This window comes from Marinobacter sp. CA1, from assembly GCF_020546665.1.
Classification (GTDB): domain Bacteria; phylum Pseudomonadota; class Gammaproteobacteria; order Pseudomonadales; family Oleiphilaceae; genus Marinobacter; species Marinobacter xestospongiae.
The window spans coordinates 4201569-4216679 of record NZ_CP071785.1; the positions used below are offsets into that span (position 1 = coordinate 4201569).

At 60.1% G+C, this 15111-nt stretch carries 13 protein-coding genes; 4 read left to right on the plus strand and 9 right to left on the minus strand.

Translation table 11 applies throughout. The features are described 5' to 3' along the window. Positions 1-84: 84 nt before the first annotated feature. The 3 genes from J2887_RS19290 to J2887_RS21880 all read left to right on the plus strand — a co-directional run bounded on the left by J2887_RS19290 (position 85) and on the right by J2887_RS21880 (position 1832). Complete coding sequence (locus J2887_RS19290; protein ID WP_227172751.1) at positions 85-960, plus strand: M15 family metallopeptidase; 876 nt, start codon at positions 85-87, stop codon at positions 958-960. A 2-nt stretch (positions 961-962) separates the two neighbouring features. Beyond that, positions 963-1454, plus strand: a complete 492-nt coding sequence (locus tag J2887_RS19295) for a hypothetical protein (RefSeq protein ID WP_227172752.1) — start codon at positions 963-965, stop codon at positions 1452-1454. Between the two features lie 168 nt (positions 1455-1622). After that, positions 1623-1832 carry an IS110 family transposase gene (locus J2887_RS21880; RefSeq protein ID WP_227176175.1) on the plus strand — a complete coding sequence of 70 codons (210 nt, stop codon included), beginning with the start codon at positions 1623-1625 and terminating at the stop codon, positions 1830-1832. 318 nt (positions 1833-2150) lie between these two features. On the opposite strand, the gene J2887_RS19305 is transcribed toward J2887_RS21880, so the two are convergent. Together J2887_RS19305 and J2887_RS19310 are read right to left on the minus strand one after the other, a co-directional pair. Further along, the gene (locus tag J2887_RS19305; protein WP_227172753.1) at positions 2151-2582 is read right to left on the minus strand and encodes a hypothetical protein; all 432 of its coding nucleotides are present in this window, start codon (positions 2580-2582) and stop codon (positions 2151-2153) included. Next, entirely contained in the window at positions 2582-4297 is a 1716-nt protein-coding gene (locus tag J2887_RS19310; RefSeq protein WP_227172754.1) for an RHS repeat-associated core domain-containing protein, read from the minus strand. The genes J2887_RS19305 and J2887_RS19310 overlap by 1 nt, the downstream gene beginning before the upstream one ends. On the opposite strand from J2887_RS19310, the gene J2887_RS21685 reads away from it, so the two are divergent. After that, complete coding sequence (locus J2887_RS21685; protein WP_228752825.1) at positions 4271-5302, plus strand: hypothetical protein; 1032 nt, start codon at positions 4271-4273, stop codon at positions 5300-5302. The genes J2887_RS19310 and J2887_RS21685 overlap by 27 nt on opposite strands. Positions 5303-5508: 206 nt before the next feature. Here J2887_RS21685 and J2887_RS19320 read toward each other — a convergent pair whose 3' ends face one another. From J2887_RS19320 to J2887_RS19350, 7 genes are all read right to left on the minus strand, one after another. Further along, a complete protein-coding gene (locus J2887_RS19320; protein ID WP_227172648.1) occupies positions 5509-6537 on the minus strand; it encodes an IS630 family transposase in 1029 nt (342 codons plus the stop codon). Positions 6538-6949: 412 nt separating this feature from the next. Then, positions 6950-7375, minus strand: coding sequence for a tetratricopeptide repeat protein (locus J2887_RS19325; protein ID WP_227172755.1), 426 nt, complete (start codon positions 7373-7375; stop codon positions 6950-6952). Positions 7376-7384: 9 nt separating this feature from the next. Continuing rightward, on the minus strand, positions 7385-11809 hold the full coding sequence (locus tag J2887_RS19330) for a DUF6531 domain-containing protein (protein ID WP_227172756.1): 4425 nt from the start codon (positions 11807-11809) through the stop codon (positions 7385-7387). Positions 11810-11880: 71 nt separating this feature from the next. Next, the gene (locus J2887_RS19335; RefSeq protein WP_227172757.1) at positions 11881-12315 is read right to left on the minus strand and encodes a hypothetical protein; all 435 of its coding nucleotides are present in this window, start codon (positions 12313-12315) and stop codon (positions 11881-11883) included. Positions 12316-12377: 62 nt separating this feature from the next. After that, entirely contained in the window at positions 12378-13244 is an 867-nt protein-coding gene (locus J2887_RS19340; RefSeq protein WP_227172758.1) for a hypothetical protein, read from the minus strand. 62 nt (positions 13245-13306) lie between these two features. After that, complete coding sequence (locus J2887_RS19345) at positions 13307-14173, minus strand: hypothetical protein (protein WP_227172759.1); 867 nt, start codon at positions 14171-14173, stop codon at positions 13307-13309. Between the two features lie 83 nt (positions 14174-14256). Next, positions 14257-15102, minus strand: coding sequence for a hypothetical protein (locus tag J2887_RS19350; RefSeq protein WP_227172760.1), 846 nt, complete (start codon positions 15100-15102; stop codon positions 14257-14259). Between the last annotated feature and the right edge of the window lie 9 nt (positions 15103-15111).

Consider the following 15111-nt stretch of genomic DNA (forward strand, 5'->3'; position numbering starts at 1 on the left):
CCCTTAACGTCCGCCCCAAGGAAGATTCAACCAACCCGTGCCCCGGTCTCGCCACCGAGGTACTGACACAGATAAGGACATCCGATGGCAACGCCTTCCCCCTTCGGCCCGTTCGAACTCAAGCGTGGCGACAGCGATAAGCAGCAGACCTGGGGCGGCCACAAACGGCCGAACGCCGGCAACCATGTCACCACCCTGCAGGAAGCCCTGGTGGCCGTAGACATCCCCCTGTCCATTATTGACGGCGAATTTGGCCCCGGCACCGAGCAGGCGGTAAAGATGTTCCAGTGGTGCCTCACCGCACACCCCTATCGCCGGTTCAACCAGGCCCTGGTGACCGATACCCGCAACGTCACTCAGGCCGTGAACGGCCGAGTGGACAGCCAGACCGCCAGCGAGCTTGAACGCTGGCTGGACCAGAGCTACGCCAGCACCGGCGACCTGGTGAGGCTGGACAGCGCCCTGCTCGACCACGTGGAAGTCGGTGATGGCTTCCGGGTGCTCAGCCACGCCTCGGTCCGGGACAGCGACGTAGTGGTGGCCTCAGCCGCCGCCGACCTGATCACCACCGCCAACACCAAAGCCGGCGAACGCTCGGTGCAACTGGTGCTGAACCAGGCCTTCCGGGTGAACGGGGTACCGGTCTCCGGCGCGGTGGTTACCCCCGCCACACGCTCCCAGCACCTGATCGGCCATGCCATTGACTGCAACATCGTCGATGGCAACAACTGGAACAACAGCCGCACCTTTGCCGCCGGCCGCCAGACCGACGGCGCCACCAACCTGATCAGCGACCTGAAGGCCGCCGGCTACCGCTGGGGCGGGGATTTCTCCAACCCGGACACGCCCCACTTCGACAAGCGGCTGAACCCATACGGTGACGCCTACGGCTTCAAGTTCTTCTTCAACCAGCGCACCATCACCAACAACCTGCCAATCCCGCTGAAGAACCTGGAGTAATCATGGCCCCGCTACGCTCCCTGATCACCCTCGGCCTGGCGCTGCTCACCAGCGCCTGCGCCCAGGCCGATACCGCCCACACGCCCCTGGCCGAGGCCTGGTCCGCTGGCAAGGTCATCGTCGTCACCATCGACGCCACTCCCAGCGATACCGACGAAACCTACGGCGACTTCGCCTACTACCTCAACGACTTCGCCACCAACGCCGGTGACGACTGGGCCTTCTTCGAACTGGATTCACAGCAGGCCAATCCCGACATCCCCATTGAACTCAACGTCACCGCACCGCCCTACTCAGTGCTGTTCATGAAAGCAGGCGCCCCCCAGGGCTACCTCTACCCCGGCCCGATCCTCGAGCCCCAGGTGTACGACTTTGTGCAGCGGCAGTTTGAGGGCAAAGAGGTGCCGGAGTATCTGTATCAGTTTGCTCCGGATGAGGTGCGAGTGGAGATGGATGAGGAAAGCGGGTTGTTCAGGGTTGGTGTTGGGTCATAGCATCATCTGCTACCACAAGTTGGCGTGGCGGTTTTAGTAGGCCAAGTGCGCCCTGGTCGTTAACCACCGGGACACTGACGCCACAGCATAGGGTGGCGAGCCACAGAAGGCTGCTCTCCTGGTCCGGGGACTGATGGACCGCCAGCAGGCGATTGAAACAATAGGCCCATCCCGGCTTCCCAATTCCTGGCCTACATCGGTGATATCCGGCGTTTCAAGAATGCTAAGGTATTAGCCGCCTTTGTCGGTGTCACGCCACGACAAAAGCAGTCCGGGACTTCGGTGAAGGACGGAGCAGTTTGTCGAGGGCGGGTCACACAGCCGCCAGGAAGGCCTTGTTCATGCCAAGCATGGCGGCTAAGCGCTACAATCCGGTGATTAGAGCCTTGTCCCTACGTTTGGAAAACGAGGGCTGGCTTCAAAGGCAATTGGAGGCGCCAGCATGAGCAAGTTAGTTCACCTGATCTATGGTGTGATCAAATCAGGGCAGCAATTTCAGGCAAAAGTCCCGATGGCAGGACTTGAAGTTCAAGAAGGTATCTGATCCCGTGATTGCGGTTGTCCTCTGAAATATCCAGGTGACAACTACACTGACACATAGGACCAGCAGGCGATCGAAGAAATAGATTCGTTCCGTTTTTTCTGCCAAAGCACTTACCGACCAAGCTCTATTTATTCCAACAACTCTTTGAGAGTTTAACCGAACTCGCCACCCATCTCCAAATACTGTTCTAGAGCAGCATCACCTTCAGCTTCGTACTCAATATGAAAATGATCAATTTTATCCAACCTAGATTTACAGTCAGAACCCAAAAACTCTTTATATTCTTGCAAAGCACAAGTTGCCTGAGCAATGGTCATCAAAACCTTCCGAGATTCGTTATACTCACACTCGATATAAATAACATTACTTACTGCCATTACAGAGTGAGAGTTCCCGGTCCCCAGATACCCGCCTTCGCGCCTTCCGTCACCTATTTCAGAGAAAACAACCATCCACTCTTCAAGACTGCTACAACTGTATTGAATATCATTTCCTAGCCAATTGGCAATCGTCTTAGCACCGACGGTATTTCCTTCAGGAACATATAAATCACCTGGACGAACAAAATTTATTTTACCTTCCATCAATAGTCCTCTATATAGACCGGCCAAGCGGTGGACGCATTGCCATCCGGCTTCTGGTAATACCCTCTGATAGTAACACCACTTGGAGAAACGCCTTCCCACATATCATCAACCAACGGCCTTGAGTTATAAAATGCCTCCTGTATTTCAGTTTCTGTTTGCCTTCTGGACCAACTTTCAGGATAAAATGTTGACGGTGCTTTCTTATCAACCCAAGCACCAGTGGCCGAGTCACGCACCTGAATCCTAGCCTTCATTACACCACTAGAATCTGCCTCACCAATCACCTCAGTTACCCTTATATTGGGAGATCGAATGTAATGACCGCCAACAGCTCTTTGCCCCACAACACTGCCTTTTCGAAGAACAGGCTTTACTTCCCCATCGAGAATATGACCAAATTCAATCTCAGCAACCCGTTTGGGCTGGCCGGATGCTTGTTGGACCAATTGTAAAGGTGTTGGATAACTATTGTTAGAGTTTGGAACACCTAGCCGGCTGGGAACCAAACGACCAGCAGCCCTTCTCGCAGCAGATGCTGGCGCACTCAACGGAGTGTCTGCTCCGCTTGCCAATGCTCCTGCTGTCAAGGCAGTCTCTGTCGCAACTGCCGACGCAGCAGCAGGTCGCAACAAAATGGCGTTGGTAAGACCAACGCTTTTCACTTCCCCAATAGCGGCGCCTACACTTCCAGCTACCGAACTGGCAGCAGGCGTCAATGCTGTGGCTCCTACAGCAGCTGGGTAGGGTGACAGCGCCGTAGCACCAGCCGCGCTTTTTACCATAGTCAACTGGTGCCGCAAGCCAACCTCTTGGGGAGAAGCATTTTGGCGCATAGCTGTGTGACCAGAGCCAAAGATACTCTCCATAATCAGTTGAGCGGTTGACAGATCACCTATCTGACCTTCTTCCCAGGCTATTTCCTGGCTAGCGGGAGATACGTCATCCACGGAGGCCATTTCAGCATCAATCGCATTCTCAGCTGTCACACTGGCCTCTTGCACCAACCCCAGCTGGTCAATGTAATCCACCGGATTCTGGGTGTAACGATAGCCGTTAAGGCCACCTTTAATACCCAAAGGATCGGACGTCAGGTAACGCCCTGCGTCTGGCTCATACTCCCGAAACCGGTTCTGCACGATCCCCGTCAGCTCATCCTCAAACTGCCCCGGCAGGCGGATGGGTTGGTGGATGTGGCCTTTCGGGGTATCCGGCTGGCACTGGCCCCAGGCGTTGGCGTTGGCCTGCCAGAGTTTTTCCCCGGTCCGGCTCCACAGGCGGATGGGCATCATGCGCCAGTCCAGTTCGTAGAAGCAGGGCTCGCCGTCGATCAGGGTCACCAGGGGTTCGTCGGTGGCGGGGTCCCGGAGGTACCACTGCCACTGTCCCTGAGGGCTTTGCTCGCCAAGCAGCACGTCCCCGCGCCACAGGTAGGTGGTGGTGCCGGCCTCGGTTTTGCGCCAGGCCCGACGGCCTAAGGCATCGTAGCCGTAGGTGACCCTCAGGCCCGGGCGCCGTACTTCGATGAGCTGGCCTTCGCCGTCGAACTGGCGGTGTTCGGTGGTCTTGCCCACCACCCGGATTTCGGCGCCCAGGGCGTCATACTCGCGGCGGTCGCTGGCAGTGCGCAGCAGGCGGTCGTTCTCGACCACGCCGCCTTCCGGTACCCGGTTGCCACCCAGGTCGTAGTGGTAGACGGTGTCGTTTTCCTGCACCAGCTGGCCCTGGCCGTCCCGGCGGTAGCGGGTATCGCCGGTGTCAGTGTCGCTGGAGGCTTCCAGCCGCGACTCCTGGTCCCAGCGGTAACGCCGGGTCGCCTGGGTCTGGCCCTGCCATTTGCGCTTGATCAGGCAACCGTAGCGGTCGTGAAGCTGGCTCTGGCGGTTGTTGCCGGCGCGGCGTTGGGTTTCCCGACCCTGGGTGTCCAGGGTGCGTTCGATCAGAGTGTCGCCGTTCACCGCCAAGGTGTGCCAGCGGCCCTGGGCGTCATAGCCATAGTGGACCTGGGTGCCGTCTGGCAGGTCCATGCGTTCCAGCCGGCCACCGGGGCCGTAACCGTAGGCGATGCGGTGGTGGTCCTGGTGGTGTGCCGCCACCTGGCCCTGGGGCGTCCATTGCCAGCGCAGCTTGCGGTCGGCGCAGTTGGCGTGGCTGCGGCGGCCAAAGGCGTCGTACCGGTAGTGGCGGCTGACCGCCTTGCGGTCCCGGCCCTGGCTGGTCTGGCTCAGTACCCGGCCCGCCGGGTCCCGCTCGGTGTGCTGGACCCAGAGGCCGGGGTGTTCGCGATGGGTGATGTAGCCGGCGGCGTTGTAGCGGAAACGGATATCGCGGCCATCGGGGGCCGCGCAGCGGTCGACCTGGCCGGCGGCGTTCCAGCCCAGTTGCCACTGCTGGCCATCGGCCCGGGTAATCGCGGTCAGCCGTTCGCTGAGATCGTACTGGTAACGGACCCGGTGGCCATCGGGACGGCGGTAGGCGGTGGGCCGCAGCAGATCGTCATACTCGTAACCGTGCTGGTCGCCCTGGGCGTTGATGAAGGTGGTCAGGCGGCCGGCGCTGTCGTACCGGTACTGGCGACTGCGCTTCTGGTCCGGCGCCTGCTCCGGGTACTGATGGACCGCCAGCAGGCGATCGAAAAAATATATTCGCCCCAGTTTTCTACTGGGTTGAGCTATTCAAGGGCCAGCCGGATTGTGACGAGGGCAAAAGGCAAGACCTGACCCCGTGATTGGTGAATGGCAGGAGCAGTTTGTCGAGGGCAGGTCACACAGCCGCCAGGAAGGCCTTATTCATGCCAGGCATGGTGGCTAAACGATACCATCCGGTGATTAGAGCCTTGTCCCTACGCTTGGAGAAACGAGGGCTGATTCCAAAGGCAATTGTTCGCGCCAGCATGCGTACTAATCCGAAACAAAGTAAGCGAACATCACGCCGAGATATAAGCCAGCTCCGGATGCCCGAAAAATGACTTCAAGAGCTTTGGTAATTTCTGCAATCGCCGTAGTTGCCGATAAACGATAGCTCGGAGCTGCTCCTTGTTGTTGATGACTTTCTTGCCCACATGGTGATACTTGATGTAGCCCCAGACAGACTCGTCCGGGTTCAGTTCGGGGGAGTAAGGCGGCAAGAAAAACAACCTGAGCCTGCCATCAAGATTGTCCACGTACTCTCTGACCTTGCGGGCATGATGGACTGGGTGGTTGTCCAAAATCAGGAACACGGGTTTGTCAGCATCCCGAACCAAAGCTTTGAGAAAACCGATAAACACCTCGGCATTCATGGTGCCCTGCAGCGTTTTAAAGCGCAGCTCTCCACGAGGCGAAATGGCAGAAATCAGGTTTAGACTGAAGCGGCTTCCAGTCCCTCGTATGAGGGGAGTTTCGCCCGCAGGGGCCCAGGTTGTGCCACTGTGATAATCAGAGCGAATGGTGGCCTCATCTCCGAAGAAGATGGTGGCTCCTGCCTTCTTGGCCTCTTTTTGAATCTCTGGATAGGTTTCTTTCTTCCATTGTTCCACTGCTTTCGGGTTTTGCTGGTAGGCCCTATGCAGCGGTTTCTGAGGTGTCAAACCGAGGTTCCGGAGTAGGCGCCCAACAGACACATCGCTCAGGCGTACATTGAACTCCCGGCGGATCAGTTCACGCACGCGAGCCCGGGTCCACAACGCAAACTCGAACTTCAGTTGATCCGGCGTGAATGAGGTGATCCAAGTGTAGAGTTCACGAATCTGGTCTCCGGTCAGCTTCTTCGGTCGGCCTGAAATCTGCTTCGCCTTGAGGGCGTCAAAGCCACCTTCGCGATAGGCCGCCAGCCACTCATAGATCCGCGCCCGGCTCATGCCAAGAGCCTTGATGACCACTTCAGGACTCTCTCCATCCATCACACGTTGAACGGCGCGAATGCGGAGGGCTTCCAATGTCTTGTGGTCGAGTTTACGACCGTCGTCGTGGCGCATGAGGGGAGATATCCGATAAGCTTGGCGAATAGGGACTGCATTATAAATGATGTTCGCTTACTTTCGTGCTCATTAGTAAGTTAGTTCACCTAATCTATGGTGTGATCAAATCAGAGCAGCCATTTCAGGCAAAAATACCGATGGCAGGACTTGAAGTTCAAGAGGGTATCTGACTCCGGCCTTTCTCTACCCCGTTATCGCAAAGTGCTGAGCTTATCTAATGCGAAACTTCGTATCCGAACACAGTTCAACACAATAGTCGACAAAGTCATGATTACCATAAGCCATTGATATTTTATGGTTTTTTGTTTTATTGACGATGCGCAGCCAAAATATTTAAGTGTTCGGCTACTTTGTTCCCATTAGAATTATCCGAATTCAGCAATCGCCTGTTTTTGTAACGAATATCAACTCAAACCTCTATTTTTGTTTCAAGAAATTCTAAATATTTTGGATCATCTTCCATGAAAATATCCATACCCGCCCCCATATATGCTCTAGCTAACTCGTCCGCCGCCTTATCTTCATTTCCTTGCTCAAAGTACATCTGCCCAAGCCGGAGATGGACATATGGGTTTCCTAAACCACCCGGACACTGCACCGCATTATAAAAACACCTAAAACATTTCTCGTAATTGCCCATCTGGAAATGCACATCACCAATAGCCACATAAATCCAAGTTGCAGCTTCCCACTCATTTCTATCTTCAGGCAACAACTTCAAAGCCGAAATATAGTTCGCCTTAGCCTCTTCAAGTTGACCAGACTTAACCAACTCATCACCCTTCTTACAAAGCAAGGCGACCTCTGAGTGTACCATCTTTGGTAATTCAGCCACTTAACCCCCCTAATCAATATCTTCTATTTCGAAATATTTTCTCTTCTCCGCATCCGTAGCCTCTGGCAAATACCTTGACCCAGACGATGCACCTTTACTTCTGTTAATACTCAATGGCTCTAGAACATAATTATCAGGATCTGTCATAAAACTCCGAACTTCAGGAGAACGCGCACCATGATAGCGTCCCTCTCGATTCCAATAATCGACAGCTCCGTCGATATGCCCCATATCTGTTTGTTCAATAGGATACCATTTACCATCCTCACCTAGAACCTGGCGATTAGAACCATTTCCAATTAATGTCCCCTCTCGTCTCATCCTGTCTTGAACTTGCAAACCCACTCTAGAGTCTTTCCCAGGCGTGCTTCCCATGAATGTTTCACGATTCGATCTACCAGTCCCATTCATCCTCTGCCATCGCCTAACATTTGGGTTCGAAGGGGCTGGCAATCTTGCATAGACCTGTCCTTCGGCGCCAAACCGAACCGGTGTATGAGAGCCACTTGGAAGATCATCAACCCTACTAGCCAAACGACCTGCTGTCTTTCTTCCAGCAGATGCTGGCGCACTCAACGGAGTGTCTGCTCCGCTTGCCAATGCTCCTGCTGTCAAGGCAGTCTCTGTCGCAACTGCCGACGCAGCAGCAGGTCGCAACAAAATGGCGTTGGTAAGACCAACGCTTTTCACTTCCCCAATAGCGGCGCCGACACTTCCAGCTACCGAACTGGCAGCAGGCGTCAATGCTGTGGCTCCTACAGCAGCTGGGTAGGGTGACAGCGCCGTAGCACCAGCCGCGCTTTTTACCATAGTCAACTGGTGCCGCAAGCCAACCTCTTGGGGAGAAGCATTTTGGCGCATAGCTGTGTGACCAGAGCCAAAGATACTCTCCATAATCAGTTGAGCGGTTGACAGATCACCTATCTGACCTTCTTCCCAGGCTATTTCCTGGCTAGCGGGAGATACGTCATCCACGGAGGCCATTTCAGCATCAATCGCATTCTCAGCTGTCACACTGGCCTCTTGCACCAACCCCAGCTGGTCAATGTAATCCACCGGATTCTGGGTGTAACGATAGCCGTTAAGGCCACCTTTAATACCCAAAGGATCGGACGTCAGGTAACGCCCTGCGTCTGGCTCATACTCCCGAAACCGGTTCTGCACGATCCCCGTCAGCTCATCCTCAAACTGCCCCGGCAGGCGGATGGGTTGGTGGATGTGGCCTTTCGGGGTATCCGGCTGGCACTGGCCCCAGGCGTTGGCGTTGGCCTGCCAGAGTTTTTCCCCGGTCCGGCTCCACAGGCGGATGGGCATCATGCGCCAGTCCAGTTCGTAGAAGCAGGGCTCGCCGTCGATCAGGGTCACCAGGGGTTCGTCGGTGGCGGGGTCCCGGAGGTACCACTGCCACTGTCCCTGAGGGCTTTGCTCGCCAAGCAGCACGTCCCCGCGCCACAGGTAGGTGGTGGTGCCGGCCTCGGTTTTGCGCCAGGCCCGACGGCCTAAGGCATCGTAGCCGTAGGTGACCCTCAGGCCCGGGCGCCGTACTTCGATGAGCTGGCCTTCGCCGTCGAACTGGCGGTGTTCGGTGGTCTTGCCCACCACCCGGATTTCGGCGCCCAGGGCGTCATACTCGCGGCGGTCGCTGGCAGTGCGCAGCAGGCGGTCGTTCTCGACCACGCCGCCTTCCGGTACCCGGTTGCCACCCAGGTCGTAGTGGTAGACGGTGTCGTTTTCCTGCACCAGCTGGCCCTGGCCGTCCCGGCGGTAGCGGGTATCGCCGGTGTCAGTGTCGCTGGAGGCTTCCAGCCGCGACTCCTGGTCCCAGCGGTAACGCCGGGTCGCCTGGGTCTGGCCCTGCCATTTGCGCTTGATCAGGCAACCGTAGCGGTCGTGAAGCTGGCTCTGGCGGTTGTTGCCGGCGCGGCGTTGGGTTTCCCGACCCTGGGTGTCCAGGGTGCGTTCGATCAGAGTGTCGCCGTTCACCGCCAAGGTGTGCCAGCGGCCCTGGGCGTCATAGCCATAGTGGACCTGGGTGCCGTCTGGCAGGTCCATGCGTTCCAGCCGGCCACCGGGGCCGTAACCGTAGGCGATGCGGTGGTGGTCCTGGTGGTGTGCCGCCACCTGGCCCTGGGGCGTCCATTGCCAGCGCAGCTTGCGGTCGGCGCAGTTGGCGTGGCTGCGGCGGCCAAAGGCGTCGTACCGGTAGTGGCGGCTGACCGCCTTGCGGTCCCGGCCCTGGCTGGTCTGGCTCAGTACCCGGCCCGCCGGGTCCCGCTCGGTGTGCTGGACCCAGAGGCCGGGGTGTTCGCGATGGGTGATGTAGCCGGCGGCGTTGTAGCGGAAACGGATATCGCGGCCATCGGGGGCCGCGCAGCGGTCGACCTGGCCGGCGGCGTTCCAGCCCAGTTGCCACTGCTGGCCATCGGCCCGGGTAATCGCGGTCAGCCGTTCGCTGAGATCGTACTGGTAACGGACCCGGTGGCCATCGGGACGGCGGTAGGCGGTGGGCCGCAGCAGATCGTCATACTCGTAACCGTGCTGGTCGCCCTGGGCGTTGATGAAGGTGGTCAGGCGGCCGGCGCTGTCGTACCGGTACTGGCGACTGCGCTTCTGGTCCGGCGCCTGCTCCGGGTACTGATGGACCGCCAGCAGGCGCTGACCCTCGTAGTCGTACTCGGTGACCAGGTCCTGCTCCAGCCGGCCGGCGACGCGACCGTCCGGGTGGAAGGCAAACCGCTGCAACAGGCCATTGCGGGCGCTGGCCAGTACCTCGCCGGTATCGCCACAGCCCAGGTCCACGGTCTCGCCGGTATCACTGGTGGCACGGCTGGGCCAGCCATCGGCGTCGTAATGGTAGTGCCAGCGACTGCCGTCGGCGCGCTGTTCGCTCTGCAGGCGTCCGGCCAGATCCACCTGGCGGGTGAGGGTGCGGCCGTCCGCCAGCTGCTCGGCGATACAGAAGCCCAACTCGTTATAGTGCCAGCGGTGGCAGCGGCCGTCCGGTTCGATGGTCTCGACCTTGCGGCCCTTGTCATCGAACACGTGACGGGTGGTGGCGCCATCGGGGCGGGCTTCCTGCACCAGCCGGCCCAGACCGTCGTAGGCCCACTGCCAGACGCCGCCGTCCGGGTCCTGACGGGCGACGATGCGGCCGCTGTCGTCGTAATGGAAGACCTGGGTATGGCCATGGGCATCGTGCACCTGGGTCAGGTAACGCTCGGGCTGGTAGTCAAACCGGAAGTCGTGATGGCCCTGGTCACCGCGACTGCGCAGGCAGCGGGCGCGACGGCCCTGGCCCTGCCACTCGAAGTGGAAAGCGTAACCGGTGGGCAGTTCCCGGTGGGTCAGCAGGTGCTGGGCGTACTGGTACTGCTCGGTGCCGTGGTCGCTCTCGGCACGCACCAGGTTGCCGTGTTCATCGTAAGCATACCGGGCCAGGAGTCGGCTGTTGTCGCCCCGTTCCAGGTGCAGCTCCCGCACCAGGCTCGGCTCGCTCTTGCCATAGCGCAGTACCACAGCTACCTGAGGGTTAAGCTGGATGCGGGTCAGCCGGAAGGCGGCATCGTACCGAAAGCGCCACTGCTGACCAGTGAGGTTCTGGACACTGGTGGGCCACCAGGTCCTGCCGTCCTCGGTGGCCAGAATCCAGGCGCGGCCGTCAGCCTCGGTGAGGATCATGCGGTTGTCCCGGCGACGCTCCAAGCGCAACCCTGTGTGCACCTGCCAGGTCATTTCACCCGGCTTGAGGAAATCCAGCTTGAGGGAACGGGCGTCGTCGTCGAGCACCCACAGGTGGTCGTCATCCAGATCAATCCTCCGCAGGCCCGGCATGGCCCAGCCGGCGCCCAGACCAAGCTGGCGATCGCAATAGCCGGAACGGTAGCGCCGAACCCAGGCCAACGGCATGGGGCCGTCGATCACGAAATCCTCGATGTCGAGGATTTCCTCACCGGTCACCGGCGCTACTGGGTCACCCTGCAGTTGCGATTCACCGCTGGCTGCCCCCGGATCATCTTCATTGGTGGACGAGGAAGTGCTGCCTGACCCCTTGGCAGAGCCAGATGATCCGCCACCACCACCTCTCGAGGTACGCGCAGAAGTGCATCCCGCGGTGTCTCCACCGCCTACCCCGGGAGACAGTTTGTCCGCCGGTTTGCGGCGGATGACCAGTTTGCCTTCGTACACCAGCCTTGCAACGTGCGGAAACAGCTGGGAGGCATTGTTGGCCAGATGAGCAGGAAGGCCATTCGCCTCCAACAGCCCAGCCCACTGACTGTGGTTGGCATCCAGGGATTCACCAAACCGCTCCCGTAACCAGGAATCCCAGCATCCGGAACCGTCCGCAATCTCGGTAGTATCCGAACCCTGAACGGAGTCCGGCGGTGCTATGTAGTAGGTGCCATCGTTTCGCACGATCTCGATGTGACTGGCCATGTCTGTGCAATCCCTGCCTTAATTCACTGCGATATGACATCCGGTCGGTGCCGCCTCCGGGCGGCACACGGTTATCGGCACGTCAGTTTGCCGAAACGGCCGTCCTGGGTGACCGGCAGGCTGCACGCCAGCCGTTGCTCCCCGGGCGCGGTGCGCCGGATGTACTCCACGTCAAATTCGAACCCGCCCAGCTCCCGGTTGAAGCCAATGGCGGAAAAACCGGTATAGGCGGTGTCGCGAAAATCCACCACCTCACCGTCTGATACTGCGATGTCGCAGACGTCCTGCCGGGCGCTGATCTGCCATCCATGATCCGGGTCGATGGCCTCAAACCTCAGGCAGGGGTAGTCGGTCTCGGTGTTGAAGCGAACAAAACGCCAGAGGGTGCCCTGATGCCGGGTGGCGCCCACTTCCATGGCGCGACCGTCCACCTGGGGTGGCTCCATACCACCGGCCTGCACCAACAGGGGGGTTATCAACAGCCCCAACAGCCACCACCGTTGCATCCCACAAACTCCTTCATCTCTGCCGTTTCACCGCGCCAACCACGGTCTCTGATGGCCGCCCCTTACGCCAGGTAGCGCACCCGGCGCTGGAAGCGGTCCGCCGGTACGTTGCTCCACAGGCTGGCGTTGCCCAGCACCTGACGGAAGGCGGCCAGGTCGTTGGCCACCACCGGTGGCTGAACCTGGCGCCGGGTGGTGCCGGTGTAATCACCACGGAACCGCAGGTCCACCAGGGTGTCGCGGATACGGCCATCGAGACCGGCCCAATCGGTTGGACCATAGCGCTCCAACACATCCTGCTTGCCGCAGATGCGGATCACATCCTGTTCCATTTCGCTGTAAACGGTCTCAAACAGCGACAACTGGACAGCGGGCGATACTTCGAAATCCAGCAGGTCGTTGTCGATGATGAACTGTTCCGCCGCCGCGCCGGACAACCGCACGGCACCTGCCAGGGTGTTGGCACGGTTGGCCGCCAGGCCAGCCGCCGCCAGTTGCCGGGTGACTTCAGCACGGGTCCGTTCGCGCAGGTCGTAACCACGGCCGATGGTGAGGCCGGATGACGCCGAAGGCACGTGCAGAATGCGGCTGTGGTAGCGCCCGCCTTCCTGGCCTTCCGCCTCCCAGGTCAGGCGCCCCTGACCCGGCGCCACCACCGGCTGACGGGTCCGCGAGGCTGCCAGGGTTTCCAGCAGCCAGGTCCAGCTCTGGCTGCCGGCACGAACCAGGCCTGAGGCCACACTGACGCCGCGATCACTCTGAAAGCGCGCAATGGCCGCATCCAGCTCATGCCCGGCGGTACTTTCGATGGGCAACGCCGCCTGGGACCGGACCCGGCGGTGAACGTTCACCAGTGCCCGCACCAATCGTACATCCTGGGCGCGATTCGCACCGCCGCGCCCGACACTCCCTGTTAACTGCAGGTTCATCACCTCATGCTCCCTTGATTGTCACGGCCTGCGGTTCGGTTGCTATTACCCTCAGCTTGCGCTCAGCCGTAACGTGCGGCCTCCGCTGCCTCGTCATCCTGTGTCGCGTCACCCAGCGCGGGGGCATCCAGGGCCGCTGGCCCGAACGCCGGAGCACCGCTGCCCTGGACCGGCGCCACCACCGTCACCCCGGCCAGCGGGCTGTGCTCATCCAGACACAGCAGGGCGCCAGGACGATGCCAGTCACCCAGGCGGTAGCCGTCCAACAGCCAGTACAGCCCCCAGATCGCACCAACCACACCGCAAGGTGGCAACAGTTGCTCCGGGAATTCCCAACGCAACTCGGGCCGACTCCAGGAGGTCAGGCTCGCCAGGAATGGCATCAGCCGCTCCAGACCGGAATCCCGGGGGTAGTCCGGGCACACCAGCACCTCGATGGCGGGCTCCGCCATCTGGGCCTGGGCCAGCAGGGAGGTCAGGTCATTGTGCCCCGCCAGCCGACCATCCATCGCACTGTGTTGAATCGTCACGCCCTGCTTGCCAGGCGCCAATGTCAGCGACAACCACTGGCGTCCGTCGATCTGATCGGCGGCCATCAGCCGGGCCGGCCGGTCATGGGTGCGCAGTGCGCTCAGAGCCAGCGCCAGGCCGGCCCTACCGAAACTCACCTGAACCGGCAGATCGGCCAGCGCCGCCTGCCAGTGTTCCCGCCGGGATTGTTCTGCCGACGGCAGTATCAGCCAGGTCGCCAGCCGCGTGTCCAGGCGGCTGCGCAGCCACTCGGGGGACAGCAGGTCATCATCGGCGTCACCGGCGCTTTCAGCCGGCGCGGGTCGTTGGTCTTCGGGCAGATCAAACCCTGCCGTCAACCAATCGGCGATGGCCACACCGGCGATCTCGCCGTTCAATTTGACCAGTTGCCAGCTCACTGTCCGATCTCCCCTGTTTCAACCGCCCCGGTGTTCAGGCCACCCGGTTATCCCTGGGCACAGACAAGGGGCGGGGTAACGGTTTACCAGTGGCCGCCGAACAAAGACCAGGGCGCGCCTTCAAGCCCCGCCCAGTTGGCCCACCAGTGCCGTTGGCGCAATCGCAGACCGGTGGGATCATCACCCTCGGTCTGCAACCCTTCCAGTTCTGTGGCGGCCACCTCCGCGTCGGGGCCGCCCTGCTCCGCCAGTTCCTGCAACCAGGGCTCAAACTGGACACAGCCAGAGGCGCCCATGGCCTCGATTACGTCGGCGCCGTCAACGTGGCCCATCAGCCAGTTCACCAACGCCGACCGCTGCTCTTCCTGCGCTGCAAGCAGCAGCGGATAGAACCACATCGGCCAGACCGTCTGTGCCACCAGCCACAACCGGGGCATCAACTCCCGTGTTCCAGCCACCGATTCACCGGCGCGGAGGGCCTCCAGAGCCGCCAACCATTCGCGCCAGGGCGAGGGGCAGTCCGCCTCAAGCCCTCGGCGCGCCAGGGCCATCACCGACCAGAGGTCGGTTTCCGGCGTCGGTGCTGCCTCTGCCACCATCCCCTCGGCCGGCAGTGACACGCCACTGTGGCAGGCCGCCAGTTGCCAGTGCACTGCCGTCACGGTGTCCTGGTCCAAACTGTCTTTCAGCTCCGCCAGCAGGGTGTCCAGGGTCGCTGGCTGCAGGCGAGCGTTGGTCTCCAGCCACAACAGCGCCAAACGGCCGCTGTTGATGGCCCCGTCGGTCAGCGGCCAGATTGCCGGCTGACGGGTATCCGGGTGGTGTTCGCACCACAACAGCAGCCGTCGGTCGAGCTGTCGTAGCAGCGACAGTGACGCCTGATGGCTGTTGAACAGCGCCTGGCGCTGTTCCAGCAGGGTTTCCAGCATGGCAAAACT